The following is an 18,419-nucleotide window of genomic DNA, read 5'->3' on the forward strand; positions in this document are numbered from 1 at the left end:
CATGGCCAAACGCAAACCCGAACCAGCCCACTCCGCCCAAATGGATATGTTTGGCGGTTGGACGACAGAAAGAACTGAACCGACGTTGTCGGTAGATCTGCCACCGCCCGAACCAGAGCCGGTTGAAGCGGCGAATGATCAGGTTGCTAACTCCGAACCGGCTGCCAACGACGGTTTGATTGCTGAAGTCGAGCTGAAAGACGAAGCATCGACAAATGAGCCCGCAGTGTCGCTTGCGCCGACAATTGTTCCTGTAACGCTTTCAAATGGTTGGGAAAACGACGAATGGTGGACCACTGCTATGGTTTGCGCCTACTTGAAACTCGGACGAAAGGCCATTTGGGAGCGAACCCGAAACCCCGCAATTGGCTTCCCCCAACCCACACACTTTGGGAGCGCACGCCACCGTTGGCGGGCGGGAGAGGTGAAAGCTTGGGCGGATAGTCATTGAACAGCCGCTTTGACGAGTTTCCCCAAATAACTTTCCGCCCCATCATCCATAAACAGCACATTGCGAGCCTCCAGGTCGGCCTTGGAGGCTGCATCGGGCACATTGAGCAGGCTCTTGTATGGGGTTCGCGAGACGATGAAAGCATTCAAGGTCAGGAGCGGATCGGCCAGTTTTTCTTCAATGACTTTAATCTCCTTGTAGAGGCCAAGCTTCGGATCGTTCAGGTTCATGTGGAGGATGCCCTTTGGATCGACGAGCGAGAGCCACTGACGCCCAGAGGCTTCATCAATCAGCCACAAGAGAAAGTCCGGATAAAAATTGCCTGCCGTGGCAAAGCCAAGGCCCTTGGCTTTGGTGTCGGCGTTACGCAACAGGAATAAGGACTTGCCTGCCAAAGCAGCCTTGCCGTTTGGCGAGGCCGTGAACGCTTCTAGGTCGCGGACGAATTGCACTTCACTGTCCGCTCCTAAGCCAAGCGGACGCAATTTGAAGGGTAGATTGGCTTTCCCGTCTTCCAGCGCGAACAAAGGCTGAAATACATGGGCACCAAGGCAAACGGTAATCAAGCCATTTCCAGTCCCCTTTTTAGAGGCTTCAGTCAGCGCGCCCTTCGAAATCAGTGCCTGTAGGGTCCTTAGGCGTGTTTCGTACTCTCTTCCTGCATCGTCGGCAGGCAGCTCGAACTGGTAGACTGGAAGCATCGATCCATGATCGTCGCCGACATAGTCGACATCATAGAATTGCCCTTCATAGGCGGCCTTCAGCGCCGCATAGAAGCGGTCGGTATAGTCTTTGAGAAGCTGGATCAGCGTGGCCTGCTGGCCCAGAATTGAAGCAATCGATATCGCTTCGACTGCATCTGAAGGCGCATAAAGGGTGTACCAATCCTGGGATCCGGTCGCAAAAGCCATCAAGCGATCTTGCGTCAGGCGCAAATTGCTGAGGCTTTTGGTGATCTTGTGATCCTGAACAGCCAGAAAAATCCTGTCCCAATCGAACAGGGCCATTGCTGCGGGCTTCAACTTGGCCGTCTTGCGTGCATCAGGCTCCACTGAACCACTGCGGCCCGTCGTGCTGATTGCTTCGATTTTCGGATAGAGATCTAGCGTTACATGGATTGGCTTGATTTTGGCCACAACGTCAACTGGCACTTCAAACAGCCAAGGTGAGCGCTTGCGTTTGAAGCCCTCCTTCTGGCTGTCCTTGTAGCCGTCCTTGAGTTTGAGGGTCTTCAGCCGCAGGTTTTTGGGTAGGGTTGATGTCGTTTTGAAGTCCAGCTCGATGATCTCATCGCTGGGCGTGATGCCTTCCTCGATCAGGTATTCCCTGAACGTCGCCATATAATCGGCCTTCACGCCGAAGATATTGAGCGTTTCGAGACGTTCCAGATGGCATCCCGCCGGGCGTTCCCTTGGGAGGGAGCGTTTGAGCGACATACCCTGTCCCTTCAGGCGCACGCCGCGACCAAAGAGCTGTATGATCTGACTGCCTTCCCCTGAGCCCATGTTGAGCAAGCCCATGGTGGACACCCGCCAACTGGACCAGCCTTCAGTGAATTTGCGCGAGCCGATCAACACATTGAGCTTGCTGTCTTTGGCGTTGATCGTGCCAAACAGGCCAGCGCCAAATTCGTCGGTTTCAGTGTCGAAATCTTCGCCACCTTCGGCTTCTTTGAAGAAGCCTGCATCATCGCCAATATTGATCAGGCCGAACGCCTCTCCAGACCCTACGCGCAAGGCCAACTCGCCTTTGCTGGCGCGCATATTGACCAGTTTCAGGCGAGCGCGGTCTTGCACGTTAAACAAGCGCGAGAGGATGTCAGCATAGATCGCAGCCCCGGATCCCGCATTCATCAAGGGTGTGAAGCGGCCTTGGAACACATCGCGGCCCTTACCGTCCAACAAACGGGCTTCATCCTTCTGGAGCGATTCAATCCATGCAATGGCTTGATCGGGCTTGTTGAGGAACAGCGCAAGACGGCGGACGACTTCGAGTACGTCACTGCTTTCCCCAGACACGGTATTGCCGACAAACACCCAGAGTGGCTTTTCAATGCCAAACGGTGCGATCTTGTCCCCGCCGCGATCCCACAGCCAGAGTTGCTGGTAGAAGCTGAGCAGGCAAGCGGTGAAGTATAGGTCGCCATGGGTGTCGAAGCCTGCCTTGTCCATATTCAGGATCAGGCTTTCCTTGCCATAGCCATCAGCATAAAAATATTTGTAGCTATAGTCGATTAGAACGGCTTTGGCATAGGCTTCGCGGATCCCTTCAATTCGGGCGCGGTCGCGTTCAAGTGAGGTCAGGGCCAAAGTGCTACGTTCGTCCTGCGTCAATTGCTTCCATGAGCGTTGATACTTGCGCTTGGCCTTGGCGCTGAGAATTTCGGCTTCCGCTTTCTCGACGGTCGCGCCTTTAGCCACTGACTGCGAGAATGTCGCGCTATATTCAAAAGCGAAGCCACCTTTAACTAGCGCGGCGCGGCGGCTCATCCACTGGCCTCCGGCTGTACCAGCGCCGCGATGCCCTTCATCGACCAGCACGAGATTGTGGCCTTCAAAGGCGGCAGTGGCTACGGTTTTGTCGCCCATCTCATCGCCCAGCTTGGTGATCTCGATCACATCGACCACGCCTTTGAACAGCTTTCCCGAGTTCTTGTCGAAAGCGCGTGCGGCCATGCCAGACAGTGTGAGCTCCTCGATGTGCTGGCGTGAGAGACCTTCGTTGGGCGTGAGAAGGATGATGCGGTCTGGGAAGCGGTTAGGGTGGCCCGCTTGTAAATAGTGCAGATATTGCTTGATATTGACGTGTAACAACAAGGTCTTGCCGCTGCCCGTCGCGTTCCAGAAGGCCAGCTTGCCCAAATCGTCGCCAACATAGTCGCGGAAAGGTTCAGAACCATCTTCGGCGCGATAGAGCGCCATGGTGGCATTCAAGGCATCCAGCAGAGCCTGTTGCTTGTTGAAATACCAGTCCAGATAGATTTCGGTGAAGAGGAGCGAGAGGTATTGGAAGTATTTCATGGTCAGCACAGCGCCATCCTTGGCGTTGCGCTTCATAGTAATTGCGCTCCAGTGCTCGACGATATTGAGGTCATAGCGGCGCAGATCCTTGGCCTCAATCACATTGGGATCGAACAGGCCACGGGTGATCTCTTGGAAGAAGCGGGTCTGCCCGTCTTCATCAATGCCTTCGTGACGGTCTTCGCCCAATCGGTCCTTTAGCGCGCTCAGGCTTGTCACGTTGAATAGCGACAGCATCCAGCGGTTTAGCACCAATTCCTGATGGAAGGTGCGCTTCTTATTGGGCGGTTTACTTGCCGCAGCCATCAGACGTCCGCCACGTCGAACATAGCAGATAAGAAGGCGGGCTCAATCTGGCGGAGTTTGACGGTGAGGCTGTCGCCGCCTTCGCTCGCGTTGCGTTCGAGGACGCTGGGGAGGGTGTGATCGCCGTTGATATAGATCACGTCATATTCGCGGTCGCCGGGGTTGATGGCGAGGCGGTCGCAGAGCTTTTGCAGGCCTTCGTAATCCACCTTGTCGCAATCACGCCAGAGGATCAAAGCGCGCTCACCGCTGGGCAAGGTGCCTTCAACGGTCACGAAGCCTTGCTTCCATTGCATGTCGATGGATTTGACGGTCAGGCCGATCAGATAATTGAAGGTCTCGACCAGATCGACGTTTTGCTCGGCCCAGGCACCAGCGCTGTCCACCGCGATCTTCAGGCGATAGTCAAAGGGCTTTTTGAAGTCTTCGACGGAGAGGAGTGAGCCACGGCTTTCCACGTCCAGCATATAGGCCATCAGATAGGCGTCATGTTCCTTGGGCGGCAGCGCGTTTAACAGGTCGTTTTGGGCTGGCGCACGGGCCAGGTTGAGATTGTTGAGCGTATCCTCATAGCTTTCCAGCTTCAGGACTTTGAACGCATGGCTGATGCCGGTGGCAGGTGCAGTGGGTTTGCCTGCCTTCCAGTCGGCTGAGTAAACTACCTTCTGCATGCGTGGTTTAATGACGGTGTCGAAGTAGGGGCCTTGTTCAACCAACACATACTTACGCATACCGTTGTCAGCCCTATTCAGGTTGATGACAGCGTGACCTGTCGTTCCGGAACCGGCGAAAAAATCCAAAGAAACTGAGTAACGATTGGAGCCGCCACCAATGTAAACGGCGTCAGTTACCGCAAAAATGGATTTAGGGTACGAAAAGCTCTTGCCCTCAAAATACTGTTTCAGTAAGTTTGACCCGTGTTCCGTTGAGGAATGCTTGGCATCCGCCCAAGTCGATACGGAAACGACACCATCTTCATTCGGGCGCCGCCGATAATAAACGTAGTCTTTTCCTGAACGATCCTTACGAACTGCCAGCTGCTTCAAGGAGGTCATAACCGTATCCCCTTCCCACCGCCAAGTCTTCTGATCTCCTTCATCATTATCTGGGTAGACAACCAACTCGTCTGAGCTTGGCAACTCGAGAATGGACCAAGCGTTATCTTCTTCAGACCACTCCATCTTAGGAACCCGAATTTTATCTCCGGCCAGATAAATAGGGTAGTATAGCTTCGTACGATCCTTACGGTCTGAATTAGAGCCCTCTCTTCGCAAGTTACGCCATTCGAAAGGCCCAAGCTCATCCATTTGGTTGAAGCGCGCCTTTTGAGCATCTGTAGGGGGCAGGCGCCCGATAGAGGACCTTTCGGAGCGCCCAACCGCAATCATGTATTCGTGAGATACTGAGTAACCAGTCTTTGTTGGTCGTCCTGAGGGGTTTGAACGCACCGCAAACGTGCCTAATAATTTCTCGAAGACTTCCTCTGCAAGGAAACTCAACTCTCGGAATTGGGCGTCGTCTATAGCGGCTAGAAGAACGCCGTTGTCTTTCAACATCGACTTCCCGACCCGAAGTCTAGAATCTAATAGTGACACCCAACTAGATGATTTATAGCCGTTTTTGTAGTCGATGGAAGACGCTGAAGTATTATAAGGAGGATCGATATAAATGCAATCTACAGTATCCCGATACCTTTCCTCCAATAACATCAGCGCCTGAAAATTATCGCCATGCACCAGAAGCCCGTCCATCTGGGCATCCAGATTGTCGATGCTCTTTAACAAGTCCGCACGGAACGTGTCGTCAAATAGGCTGGTGTCTACCATCATGAAGCGACCGGCTTTCAAGTCCTCTGCACTACCTGGCTTGGCGCTATCGCGTAGACCAAGATCATGCCAGGCGGCCCATTGGGCCGGATTGGCGGCGATGGCGGGATAAAGCGCCTCTGGCACGCGGTCCAAGGTCACGCACCAGTGCGATGACACCACAAACTTCTTTTTCAGCCACAGCTTCTTCAGAAAATCCTCGATGCTGGCCAGAAAAGTGATCAGATCCTGCGCAATGGCGCGCAAGGTCTGGATCATCACCAGATTTTTTTCGATTGCGGCAAACGCTGTGACATCTTGGATATCATCAAGGTTCATCACCTCATTCTTGATGTAAAAATCCAGTTCGCGCCTTAGGAATGTGCCCAAATCCTTGTGGATGAAATAATCCGCGCTGTTCTTCTGGGTGTAGGTTGCCAGATGCTTTTCCAGCAAGGTGCGGGTGGGGTTCTTGTCGGTCGGCATCCGGGCTTTCAAGTCCAGCCAGCGGGCTTGCACGGCTTCATCACCAAGCACTTCGGTGACGGCCTCACTCACCAGCACATCCTGCTTGGTTTTGGCTGGCACGACCACATAATCAAACCGGATCACCAAATCGCCATTTTCCTCGGCGACAGGAAGGATGGTCTCCTCAATGGTCTCACCATCCTCATCAGTGCGGGAAACTGTGCGTGTCTCAGCCAATTTGAACATCCGCGCCTTGTCGTTGTCCTTGCGGTTGTCCTTGGCAGTGTCAGCGGCAACCAGTCGGAAATGCACCGTCCGGCCATCGTCTAGTTTGAAGCTGTAGTTTGAAAACGCCTCCCCACTTTTGGTGTAATACTGGTCCCGATTTGCCCAATGCAGCATCACCTCCTCACCCGCATAGGGGATGGCATAGGTCTCGCCTTTATAGCGGCGCTGGGAAATGAAATCGCCTTTGTCGTAGTAGCGCGAGAAGAAGGTCAGCAAATGGCTGAACACCTGCGCCTCATGTTCGGCAGCACCCGCGCTGGCCCCCGCCAGCTGGGCGCGCAGCTCTTTGACCTTTGGGCTGTCATCAGGATTGAAGCCTGCATCACCGGCGGCCTTGATGGCTGCTTGCAGTGCTGAATTTACGCCCTCATTGCCTTGCGCGGTGCCTTTGTTCAGCGCCTCCACAACACGCTCTTTCAAGCGCTTGGTCAGATAAGTGTCGATCTCAGCCGCACGCGCGTTCAGGATCCGATAGACCCCAAAATCAAGGTCAGCACGGTCAATCTGGAAAATCTCACGGAGTTTGCTGACAAGGGCTTCAAAATTGCTCATTCTCTGTAGTCCTCAAACGTTTCCGAGCTGCATGTGGGAGATGTGGAGATACTAACTCACACGCCACGCGACCCTGAAAAGGGTCTGCGTTGATTGGCCTTGTTGCAACTTCTTTTGCAAGCCCGCAATCAGTAGGTCACGGCGTTCCGCAATTTCATCTTCTTTAGAAAAAATCTCTTGGCGTTGCTTTCGCTGTTTACGTTCCAATTCCTGCAGTTTCAATTGGATAGCGTGCTCTTCTTCCAGAGTGGCTGCTGTACGCGCCAGCCTACGAGCGGCCTTTATCTGCTCCTTTGTGTCCTTCAACTGCCGCTCAGCAACAGCAACCATATCGTCCGCCCAGCGTTCGAGCTTTTCACGCGCGATCGTAAAATGGGCGTTATTGGCTTCAATCGCTCGTGCAAATGCAGATTTGATCGCCCGTTTAGCGCCGGCGTCAATCCGCTCGCTGGCATCAGCAGGTGGAGACGATACGACTTCTAGGGTTGCACCAGCTTGGAATAGGCGCTCACAGGTTTCCTGATCCAAGGATTTTCCTTGATCATCGACACCGGAAAACACCAAATACTCCTCACTTTCGAATGACTGGACAGTTAGCAAGTCTAATTGAAGCCAGCCGTGCCGTCCTGCCAAGCCCTCAAGAGTTGCATTGCGCGTTTTGTGAGCAGCCACCTCAAAATTAAGCTGGGCCATCGGTGTCGGCAGGCTTTTGGCCTCATTCAGCACCCACTCGCCTAAGGGGTGGGACAGCCGGTAAAGATGGCCGTGCAAGGTGGTCGTGACAGGCTCTGGTGTCTGGCGCGACACCAGATGATACCGGCCTGTATCGATATCGGGCTGTGGCGCTTCCAGCAGATTGAAGGCGGCATGCTTGGGCTCAAACTGGGCGCGACCGGACAGGATATTGGTTGTCACATCCCAAAACCGCTGGCCCACACGGTCCAGCTGGGCGCGCGTATCTTCCAGCCGGATTTTCAGGCGGGCATGAACATCTTCATCAAAGTGTTCCAGAAGGGCGCGGCGGGTGTCGTCCATGCGAGCGGCGATGCTATCTTCCAACTCCTTTTGAAGGGCATCGAACGCGGCAGTGATCTCCTCTGGCGTGCGGCACTCCTGATAGATGGCGTTGACGCGCTTTTCGAAATCTACCCCAGATTCCAAAGTGCCCAGCACTTCGTCAGACGCACCGAACATGCCGCTGAACAAGTTGAGCTTGTCGCGCAGCAGCTCGTGTACGCGAATGTCTGCTGCATTGGTCTCGTTCAGGAAATTGATGACGATCACATCGTGCTTCTGTCCATAGCGGTGGCAGCGGCCAATGCGTTGCTCAATCCGCTGAGGGTTCCATGGCAGGTCATAATTGATCACCATGGAACAGAATTGCAGGTTCACGCCTTCTGCCGCCGCTTCTGTGGCGATCATGATCTTGGCGTCGTTGCGGAAGGCGTCGATCAATGCGGTCCGCATGTCCAGCACGCGTGACCCTGTCACCTTGTCTTCGCCTGCATTGGCCTTCAGCCATTTTTCATGGATGGCTTTTGCTTCGGGTCCATTATTGGTGCCGCTGAAGCAAACGATCTGGCCTGCATAGCCATTGGCTTCTAAGAAACGACGCAGATAATCCTGCGTCCGCTTGCTCTCAGTGAAGATCAGCGCCTTTGGCTCTGCACCCATCTGGGCCTGGTTTTCAAAGCCGATGGAGAGGCCCTTAAGGAGTGCGTGGGACTTGCTGTCTGTTTCGATGCCACGCGCCAATTCGCTGAGCCGGGCAACAGTTTCCATTTCAGTGCGCAGAAGACCAGACCGAACTGGTTCGACTCCTTCGGGTGCAGTATCTTCATCCTCGCCAGCCGCCTCCAGCTCATCAAGCAATTCAGTATCGAGTTCTTCGTCCTCCAGCAGGTCCTCCAGCCAATCTTCATTGGTGGGCGTACCGTTGCGGATTTGGGTCAACCTGTTGGCCAGGACATCCATCGTGCCCGCGATGGCATAAGATGATGATGCCAATAGCTTACGCATGATCAGGGTTGTCAAATGGCGCTGTCGCTGCGGGATCGCATAGCCTGCTTCCGATTGCAGGAAGGCCGACATGTCACGGTAAAGCGCTTCTTCCGCATCGGTTGGCTTGAATGGCTGGGTGATTGCACGCCGTGCGGTATAGCGCACATACTCAAGAACCTGTCGCCGCAGGGTCCGCTTGCAAAAGTCCGCCAGCCGCAGACGCAGCTCATCCAAATTGCCGCCGCCCGACATGAAGCGTGAGCGAAATGCGTTGGGATCGCCGAACATGTCAGGATCAATGAAGCTCGACAGGCCATAAAGCTCCATCAGGCTGTTCTGCAATGGTGTAGCGGTGAGCAATACTTTGCGTCGGCCCTCAAGCGCCCAGCGAAGGGACTGGCCTGTCTTGTTGCTGGGGCGGTAAGCGTTACGCAGCTTGTGGGCTTCATCGATCACTACAAGGTCCCAATCAATCTGGCGCACCTCTTCCTTGAGGCGGGCGGCAAACTGATAAGATACGACAACGATACTGGGCTGATCGAATGGCCAGGCGTTACCGTGTGACTTGGCTTGTTTGTAGCTCTTCGTGTCTAACACGGCTGCAGGCAGATTGAATTTCTCTTTAAGTTCAGTCACCCATTGCTGGCGGATTGAAGCAGGCGCGACAATTAAAAGTCTCCTTCGCCGCTCGGCCCAGCGCTGGCACAAGATGATGCCCGCTTCGATGGTCTTTCCTAAGCCAACTTCATCGGCGAGTATAACACCTTCAGACAATGGTGACTGGGTTGCAAAAATTGCCGCCTCAATCTGGTGGGGATTCAAGTCTACCGAGGCGTCAAACAATGCCATGGACAATTGCTCTGCAGCACCGGAAGGCGCTCGCCTAGTCAGATCGTAGGCAAAATATTTTGCGTGGTAATTGGTGATCATGAATCTGGTTTCGCCTGAGCCATTCTAACTTGCGTCGAATTCAACTTAAACGGTTAACTCACGAATGGTCGCGGAGCAAGTTTGTGCCTCTCGAGCTGAAACGAGCAACTCAACTAAGTGCGTACTCTCGGGTAGCGAAAGGCAACATGTGTTAGGTCTTTGGCTCTTGTACCACGCAAATCTAATTTGAGGGCCACTCTTCGGGAAATGGTTGATGCGCAAAAACTGGCAACCAAAATTTTATCCTTAGATATTCTAGATCTTGCTCCCAGTCTGAAATTGAAACACTCAAATCGACACTGAGATTGCGCTTGGCGTTTTTGGTCAACGACGCCAACACATTCGCTAGCTTTAAGATTCGACCCCTTGCTTTTGGAATCCCCCATTCTTTCATGGCCATTAGTGGCAAAACTGGCGGCAACTCTTCCAGGAAGATAGAATCCAAAATGATTAAGCGAAGCTGTCGCGGAGTTGGAGCAGTTCTGCCCACATGATAACCCATAAACGAGAGCATTCCATGTTCAAGCCAATCGGGCTTTGAAAGAGCCTTCTGACTTTGGGTTATGTCGGTTGTTGGCCATTCATCTGCAGCCAGATGGCTCGCAATAATTCGTCGTCTTTCCCACTCTGCGTGGATCCCGGCCAAAATTGCGCGGACGTCGGAAGGCCGGGGTAAGCCTGCCTTGCGCAGCAATTGATCATGACAATTCAGCCATTGTCGCTGCAACTGTTCTGCATCCAACTTTGGTAGCCTTTCCAAAATTCTATCTAAGTCGAGTTTTGGTTTGGGAACCCGCTTGCGGACTCGAACTCGCTTTGGTGGGCTATCTATGACAGGTGTATCCGTGCACTTTCCAAGCGTCTTTTGCGCTTCAGCAGCAGCAACCCGAGCCCGCTCTCGTTTATCGGGCCGCAACCTCCCAGTCGATGGTCTAGGCATTGTTTCAACCACAGTTGATTGTGCGCTTGCTTTGATCGGCTGAGATCGGGAAACGTGGCCAGTGCGAAGAAGCGATAGCAACTCTGTCGCCAAGTGTATTGTCCATTGACCGCCGCAAGCTGTTTTAATGTTCAGTCTGTTAAGCCTCGCCGCAACTTCCCTCGGCCGCCGAGTATCTTTTTGCCAGTAGCCAGCAAGGCAGGAACTAATTTCGCTCAAAAAATCATCAGAGCATCTTTGACCGTATTCGAAATGCCGGCGGTCTGCGTCACCTAACCCGGACAAGTCATAATTGCGCAACATATTGAGCCCACTGGATCGCCTACTTGAAAGCATAAGACCAGCACATTTTGTTACGATTGGCCAATCGAAATCAATAACAAGCGACCTAGGCTGCCAGGCGGGTTAAATCGTAGGCATCGTATTTTGCAGGGTAATCTGTGACCATTTAACGGTATTTGCCTCAAGCACCGATTGTTGGTCGGTAGTTCCACAACTCAGGATCAAAGCAAACCCGAGAGCGCAACAAAGTGGCTAACCTTAATTGTGGGAATTAGAGAAGTCACTTCCTTTCGATAGCTGCTTTGGTTCACTAGGTTTGGCCTATGACATCCCAAACACCGCCCAAGCCTCCATCAAAGCCCGCCGCTTTTCAAATAAGTCGCCCCTTCGATAGGCTGCCTCTGCCTGATTTGAGATCACGTGGGCCAAAGCCGCCTCTGCGACTTCATTCTGGAAGTCAGTTCGCTCAGCCGCCCAATCGCGGAATGTGGACCTGAAACCGTGGGCGGTCAGGTCGTCACGCTTCATGCGGCGTAAGGTCATAAGGAAAGCCATATTGGATATGGGCTTGCCACATTTGAGGCCCGGGAAGACATAGACAGGATCAAGGCCGCGCACTGCTTTCAAGACTGCCATAGCCGCGGTCGAAAGTGGTACCCGGTGGACGCGGCCCGCTTTCATCCGTTCGGCTGGAACTGTCCAGGACTTGTCGTTGAAGTCGATCTCATCCCAGCGTGCGGCAATGGCCTCACTGGTGCGAGCGGCTGTAAGAATAGCAAATTGAAAGGCGAGGGGACCTACACCGGTTTGCTCCCGCAGCTTCGACATGAAGGCCGGATACTCGTCGATAGGCAATGCGGCGTAATGCTTTACCGTCTTGGCTTTGTTTCGGGCAGGGAGCGCCTTCTCCAAATGCCCGCGCCATCGGGCCGGATTCTCGCCGGTGCGATATTCCCGCACCCTTGCCCAATCTAGGATGTTCTCAAGTCGTCCGCGAAGGCGGCTGGCGGTTTCGGTCTTGGTTTGCCAAATCGGATCAAGCACCTTCATGATCATGCTAACGTTAATGTCCTGCACGGCGACCTTACCGAGAACTGGGTTGGCATACATCTTGATGGTGTTCGTCCATTGCGTCTTGTGCTTATCGTTTTTCCAACTACTTTCATGTGCTTTGATATAGGCTTCAGCGCATTGAGCGAACGTCATGCTCGCCGCTCGTTGCCGCACGGCCTCTTGGCGAACTTCAGCTTTAGCGACGACCACATCAGCACCGGACTTGGCGTTCTTTCGGATTTCCAATGTCTTCTCGCGTGCTTGCGCCAGCGTGACCAGATCAACGCTGCCAACTCCGGTTTCGCGCACCTTGCCATTCAAGGGGGTAAATCGAACCAGCCAAGATTTGCGGAGTTCACGAGTTTTGGGATTGGCAGTGACTTGAAGGAATAGGCCATTGCCATCGGCGTGCTTGCCTACTGAGTTGATCGACTTCACGGCCAAAGCTGTTAGTTTGTTGCGCACATGTGGCATGGCTATTCATCCAACTTATGAGGCTTTACCCAAGTAATACTCACGATTTCGTACCCACGAAATACCCACGAAATGGAGGCCCTAGAACGAAACAATTCGAAACGCTTCGAAACAGGGTGTATCCAATAAACTGAATTATATCATAATTTTAGGAACAAATCTACTCTCTTTGAAACGATTGGGCGGACACTTTTGGCCGACTCCGTCTCCGCCAGTTCATTGCGTCTCACGCTGCAAAGTCACGCCGATTTTTTTCTTCCTGTTGGGGTAAGTAGCGCTTGGCAAAGCCAGCGCGTGCTGATACCTTTCAGGTAGATGGTGCCTCAGGAAACTGGGGTGAAAAGGGAATGCTGTGCGGGGGTTAGCCTTCAAATCAGCAGCCGTGCCTGCGACCGTAAGCGGATAGCCGCGTTTCTCTTGGCCAAAGCCAAGATGTGCCACTGGGCCCCATTGGGTTCGGGAAGGCCGAAACAAAGCCATGACCCGTAAGTCGGGAGACCTGCCATCGCCGTCGTTCGTCCGTCCTGCCAGGGTCAGCGGGAAGGCCGGAGTTTACCTCCGATGCAACGACTGCAGGACGTGGGGCGCATGGTGCGCACCCGCCACTCTTGCATGCCAGGAGGATTGGCCGTGCATCAGCGGCCAACGAAAATCGATGAAACGCAAACTTTGCCTGTTGGCAAAAGCCCTAATCGTGCCCGTCAGTGTGGCACTTTCGCCCTTCGTCTCGGTGACATCTGCAGCGGCACAAAGCGCCGCCGGCATATCGGCGAAGGACCAAGCTGAGACCATCATTGTCACCGCTACCCGCGCCCCAACCCGGGCATCGCGTGTGGGGTCTTCTGTCACCGTTATCGATGCGCCCGCCATTGCCCGTGCCCAATCTATTCCGGTGATTGATCTGTTGCGCGACGTGCCCGGCGTTGCCTTTAGCCGGACGGGCGGGGTTGGCAGTCTGACGACGGTGCGCATTCGGGGTGCTGAAAGCGACCAGACCGTGCTGTTGATTGACGGGGTGAAGCTGAATGACCCGTCTGGCCCGGGCGGCGGGTTCAATTTCGCCAATCTGTTGGTCGGCAATCTAGAGCGGATTGAAGTATTGCGGGGGCCGCAATCAACCCTGTATGGCAGCCAAGCCATGGGCGGTGTGGTGCAGATCATCACCCGCGCGGGAGATGTGCCGTTTGCCGCCAGCGTCACCTTAGAAGGTGGCGATTTGAACACGCGACGCGCCCGGGGATCTGTCCGTGGGCAAGTGGGGGGCCTCTCCTATGTGCTGGCTGCGGGGCAATTTGAGACTGATGGCATCAGTTCTGCTGCAGCCGGTAAAGAACGCGACGGCTATAAAAACACGCTCCTTCAGAGCCGACTTGATTATGCGATGACTGATCAGCTGAGCTTGGAAGCGCGCGTTTTTTGGTCGGATAGCGATGTTGGCATTGATGGTTTCCCCGCGCCAAGCTTTGTCTTGTCCGATACCCTCGAGCGGTCCAAGACCGAGGAATTGATCGTCTATACGGGTGCTAATCTAACCTTCTTGGATGGGCGGTCACGCACGCGCTTGGGTTTCAGCGAAACACAAACCGACCGCACCAATCTAAACCCCACTTTGGCGGTTCAAAACACCTTTGTCGGCACGGGCACCAATCGACGGGCGGAATTCCAAACCAGTCTGGATGTCACGCCCCAGTTTCAACTCCTGGGAGGGGGCGAGTTTGAGCAATCGCAGCTGCGCACGGCAAGCCCATCTGTGACTACCCCTAATCCCACCCCTCTTAGAGCCAAGAGTGAGTTGAGCGCGCTCTATTTGCAGGGGCAAGCCTCTCCCACTGCGTGGCTCACGGCAACGGTGGGCGTGCGTTGGACCGATCATGACAGTTTTGGCGAGGCTTTGAACACGCGGGCCACGGTCGCGGCGTCGTTCAATGAGGGCAATACAATTGTGCGGGCAGCCCTTGCGGATGGTTTTAAGTCACCGACGCCGTTTCAACTCTTTTCCAACTTTGGCAATGCCAAGCTGCAACCCGAAGAAGCCAGTTCAGCCGAAATTGGGCTCGAGCAAGCGTGGTTTTCGCGTCGCCTGATCGGGTCGCTCACGTATTTCGAGCGCGACACCATCAACCAGATCGACTTTGTCTCTTGCTTTGGCAATGCGGCGGCCATCTGCGTTGGTCGGCCAAGCGGGACCTATGACAATATCGCCCGCACCAAGGCCGAAGGCACTGAGTTTACCCTAGAGGCAAAACCGACCAAGCATCTGAGCCTTTCGGCGGGCTTTGCGACGTTGGACGCGCGCAATAAGGTGCGGGGAACAACCAATTTCAATCGCCTTCTACCCCGCCGCGCAAAGGAAACCGGCTTTGCCACAATCGGCTATGTTTTCAGTTTTGGTCTGGATGTCTCCGCTACCTATTCCCGCGTCGGAGACAGCTTCAACAATGCGGGCAATAGTGTGGTGATCAAGGGCTATGATCTGGTGACCCTGCGCGCGAGCCAAAAAATCAATAGCCACTGGACCGTCTTTGCGCGCGTCGAAAATGCGGGCGATGAGGTTTATGAAACGGTGACTGGCTATGGCTCACCACGGCGGCAAACATTGGTAGGCTTACGTGCGAGCTTCTAGGCTGGCTCTTTTACTTCTTATAGGGGGTGCGGCGGGGTGTTCCTCGCCGCAGCCACCCAGTGCTTTGGCTGCCCAAACTGGCGGCAAAGCGTCATTGCGGGTCGTCTCGCTGGATTTTTGTGCCGATCAGTTTGTGGTCAAACTGGCGGATCGGGCCGATATTCTTGCCGTCTCACCCGATGCCACGCGCGATTTTTCCTTCATGCGGCGTGAAGCCAAGGGCTTGCGACAAGTTCGCCCTGATGCGGAAGCTATCCTCGCCCTAAAGCCCGATGTGGTCATCCGTTCCTATGGGGGAGGGCCGCAAATGGGGCCATTTCTGGAGCGCGCTGGCATTAAGGTGCATCAAATTGGCTGGGGGGAGAATTTTGCTGCTGTCCGCAATAATGTGCGTGAAGCGGCTGCCGCCTTGGGGCAGCCGGCACGCGGGGAAGCGGTTGTCGCTGAGTTTGATCGCAGGCTGGCAAACTTAAAGCCCGCGGCGCAGGTTTCAGCCCTTTATGTCACGCCAGGCGGCGTGACCACAGGCCCCGGATCTTTGGTGGATCGCATGATGGGGCAAGCCGGCCTTGTCAATTTTCAGACGCAAAAGGGCTGGAACCCACTACCGCTGGAGCGGCTGGTAACAGAGCGGCCCGCTATGCTGGTTACCGCTTTTTTCACAGCCCAAAGCCCACACCAAGATTATTGGAGCCAAGCACGCCATCCCTTGGTGCGAACGATGCTGGCGGATTTGCCGGTTGCCCGCCTTGATGGTGGGGCCACAGCCTGTAGCGGGTGGTTTATGGTAGACGCGATGGAGGCGATGGCCGCCACAGGGCGCCGTAGCCAGACTCAGACAGGGCCGCTGTCGGGAGAGGTGCGGCCATGAAGGTACAAAGCCACGCCACGGCCCTGACCCTCCTCCTTGTGGCCTTAAGCGGTCTTGCTCTGATCGCCTCAAGCCTGATTGGCGCAACATCTTTGCCTTTGGGCCGATTACTGGCGGCCTTGGTGGGGGTAGGGGACACGCAAGCCGAGCTGATCATCTGGGAGATTCGCTTGCCCCGCGCCTTTGCAGCCTTTTTGGTGGGTATGGCCTTGGCTGGCAGTGGGGCAGCCCTGCAAGGCCTGTTACGTAATCCGTTGGCAGAACCTGGCGTGCTGGGTGTTTCGGCCATGTCGAGCCTTTTTGCCACCATCACAATCTATTGGGGCTTTGTACAGCTTTCGCCCTGGATGCTACCTTTGGCCTCCATTTTCGGTGCGTTGCTGGCCACAGGGCTTGTCGCCCTGCTCGCACCACGGGTTCAATCGGTGGTAACGCTGGTGCTGGTGGGGGTGGGTATTTCCAGCCTTGCTGGGGGATTCATGTCGCTGCTGCTCAATCTGGCCCCAAACCCATTCACTTTGTCTGACATGATGAATTGGATGATGGGCTCTGTCGCCAATCGGTCGATGGAGGACCTCCTCCTCGCAGCCCCATTCCTGCTTGTCGGTACCTTTGCTCTGGGTGTCGCTGCCCCTGGCCTGCAGGCTTTGACTTTGGGCGAAGAGGCAGCCAGCGCCATTGGCTTGGATGTCGGCCGCTCGCGGCTTTGGGTGGTGCTGGGGGCCGGGCTTTTGACGGGAGCGGCCGTATCGGTCGCAGGCGCAGTCGGCTTTGTCGGCATCATTGCGCCACATGTCGTGCGCCCATTTGTCGGCCATGATCCGACGCGCACCCTGTTACCAGCGGCGCTGCTTGGCGGCCTTGTCCTTGTCCTTGCAGACCTGATCGCAAGGCTTGCCCCGACAAGCCAAGAACTCAAGCTCGGCGTCGTCGCCGCCCTGATCGGCGCGCCCATCTTCATCTGGATTGCGGTCCGGCGCCGCGCGTTGGAGGCCGACCAATGAGTTTGAAGCTGCAATACGCGACGGTCACCTTAGAAGGCGCGCACCTCCTCCAGGCCGTTTCGTTCGAAGTGCTAAAGGGCAAGCTGGTCGGCCTCTTGGGGCCGAATGGTGCGGGCAAGACCACCGCCGTGCGCGCCTTACTCGGCCTGCAACCACTAAGTTCAGGTTCTGCCCAGTTAGATGGCCAGGCTGCTGACAGCCTAAGCGCCAAGCAGCGGGCCTTGCGTGTCTCCTATCTCCCCCAAGCCCGCAAATTGGCATGGCCGATTGCCGTGCGTGAGGCCGTCGCCTTGGGACGCTATGCTTATGGTGGACCCATGGGCCGCCTTGCACCAACCGATGCCGCTGCCGTTGAAAAGGCTCTGGAGCGTTGTTCGCTTTTAGGCTTTGAAGACCGCGCCGTCACCAGCCTATCGGGTGGGGAGCTCGCGCGTGTACATTTGGCCCGTGCGTTGGCCAGTCATGCGCCGGCCCTGATTGCCGACGAGCCTACTGCCGCCCTCGACCCGGGGCATAGTTTTGATGTTTTGGCGACCCTGCAGGCGCAGGCCCGGTCTGGGCACGCAGTGCTGGTCGTGCTCCATGATTTGGCGCTGGCTGCCCGTTTTTGTGACGAGATTATTTTGCTGAACCAGGGCAAACTTGTCGTGCAAGCGCCTCCAGTTCAAGCCCTAACATCGCAGACTTTGGCCGATGTTTATGGGGTAAGCGCTACGTGGAACGCGGGGCATTTAACGATTTCAGGCCGTATCGCCTCTTCGGAACCATAGCGCGCGTATGAGCCCAAGTAATCTCCGCCTTAATCTGTGGATAGTTTTGCGATCCAAGACCAGATGTCTGATTTTTGGCGACAAATTAGACGTCAAATATAATTGACACGTTGTCTGCCCTATTTTATCGTCTCCGCCAGTTTTACGACACTATCTTGCGCATTTGATTTGGTGTTTAAAGTAAATCTATTGATATATGACAGTATTACATGCTCATGCGGACGGCAGGCCCTTGTAGCCCAATTGTAATAGAATGGCTGTTTTTTCCAAATAAGGGAAATTTCATACCTTTAGTAACCAAATCAAGGTGGTAAAATTAACTGTATTAATTTCAAGTTTACCATATTTTTGCGATTGCCAGCCGGTTACCTGTAAGTTAATAAAAGCTTAAGCGGCTCGATTCTCCGCGAGAGCCTTGTTTTGGCACTCTGCTTCGAGCGCGTATTTCCAGTGTGTGTATTCCAGAAAACAAATGACCTCATTGGTGGGGGGGCATGATGGCATATTTTTCGACGCTGGCGTCGCGGCCTGTTCGCACGCTTTAGAGCGTTTCCCGAGTTTTGTGAATCGAAAGGATTCCC

10 protein-coding genes and 1 riboswitch are annotated in these 18,419 nt (G+C 54.7%); of the genes, 5 read left to right on the plus strand and 5 right to left on the minus strand.

Features of this window, described 5'->3' with window-relative positions; translation table 11 throughout:
* Position 1: 1 nt before the first annotated feature.
* Positions 2–451 (plus strand): helix-turn-helix transcriptional regulator, encoded by a 450-nt coding sequence (locus B7364_RS06745; RefSeq protein WP_085339250.1) that lies wholly within the window; start codon positions 2–4, stop codon positions 449–451.
* Here B7364_RS06745 and B7364_RS06750 read toward each other — a convergent pair.
* The 5 genes from B7364_RS06750 to B7364_RS06770 all read right to left on the minus strand — a co-directional run bounded on the left by B7364_RS06750 (position 445) and on the right by B7364_RS06770 (position 12,570).
* Positions 445–3,777 (minus strand): DEAD/DEAH box helicase family protein, encoded by a 3,333-nt coding sequence (locus B7364_RS06750; protein ID WP_085339252.1) that lies wholly within the window; start codon positions 3,775–3,777, stop codon positions 445–447. The genes B7364_RS06745 and B7364_RS06750 overlap by 7 nt on opposite strands.
* On the minus strand, positions 3,777–6,890 hold the full coding sequence (locus B7364_RS06755) for a site-specific DNA-methyltransferase (RefSeq protein WP_085339253.1): 3,114 nt from the start codon (positions 6,888–6,890) through the stop codon (positions 3,777–3,779). The genes B7364_RS06750 and B7364_RS06755 overlap by 1 nt, the downstream gene beginning before the upstream one ends.
* Positions 6,891–6,941: 51 nt before the next feature.
* Positions 6,942–9,821, minus strand: a complete 2,880-nt coding sequence (locus B7364_RS06760; RefSeq protein ID WP_085339255.1) for an SNF2-related protein — start codon at positions 9,819–9,821, stop codon at positions 6,942–6,944.
* Positions 9,822–10,002: 181 nt separating this feature from the next.
* Positions 10,003–10,563: a hypothetical protein gene (locus tag B7364_RS06765; RefSeq protein ID WP_085339257.1), complete on the minus strand. Its 561-nt coding sequence runs from the start codon at positions 10,561–10,563 to the stop codon at positions 10,003–10,005.
* Between the two features lie 801 nt (positions 10,564–11,364).
* Positions 11,365–12,570, minus strand: a complete 1,206-nt coding sequence (locus tag B7364_RS06770; protein ID WP_085339258.1) for a tyrosine-type recombinase/integrase — start codon at positions 12,568–12,570, stop codon at positions 11,365–11,367.
* A gap of 299 nt (positions 12,571–12,869) precedes the next feature.
* Positions 12,870–13,091: riboswitch (cobalamin riboswitch) on the plus strand.
* A gap of 134 nt (positions 13,092–13,225) precedes the next feature.
* Here B7364_RS06770 and B7364_RS06775 point away from each other — a divergent pair.
* The 4 genes from B7364_RS06775 (at position 13,226) to B7364_RS06790 (ending at position 17,838) form a co-directional block, all read left to right on the plus strand.
* Positions 13,226–15,193 (plus strand): TonB-dependent receptor plug domain-containing protein, encoded by a 1,968-nt coding sequence (locus tag B7364_RS06775; RefSeq protein WP_085339259.1) that lies wholly within the window; start codon positions 13,226–13,228, stop codon positions 15,191–15,193.
* 64 nt (positions 15,194–15,257) lie between these two features.
* Positions 15,258–16,064, plus strand: a complete 807-nt coding sequence (locus B7364_RS06780) for an ABC transporter substrate-binding protein (protein WP_106407579.1) — start codon at positions 15,258–15,260, stop codon at positions 16,062–16,064.
* Positions 16,061–17,068 carry a FecCD family ABC transporter permease gene (locus B7364_RS06785; RefSeq protein WP_085339263.1) on the plus strand — a complete coding sequence of 336 codons (1,008 nt, stop codon included), beginning with the start codon at positions 16,061–16,063 and terminating at the stop codon, positions 17,066–17,068. The genes B7364_RS06780 and B7364_RS06785 overlap by 4 nt, the downstream gene beginning before the upstream one ends.
* On the plus strand, positions 17,065–17,838 hold the full coding sequence (locus B7364_RS06790; RefSeq protein WP_085339265.1) for an ABC transporter ATP-binding protein: 774 nt from the start codon (positions 17,065–17,067) through the stop codon (positions 17,836–17,838). Before B7364_RS06785 ends, B7364_RS06790 begins: the two co-directional genes overlap by 4 nt.
* The last annotated feature ends 581 nt before the right edge of the window (positions 17,839–18,419 follow it).

It is taken from the genome of Aquidulcibacter paucihalophilus (assembly GCF_002105465.1).
GTDB lineage: Bacteria > Pseudomonadota > Alphaproteobacteria > Caulobacterales > Aquidulcibacteraceae > Aquidulcibacter > Aquidulcibacter paucihalophilus.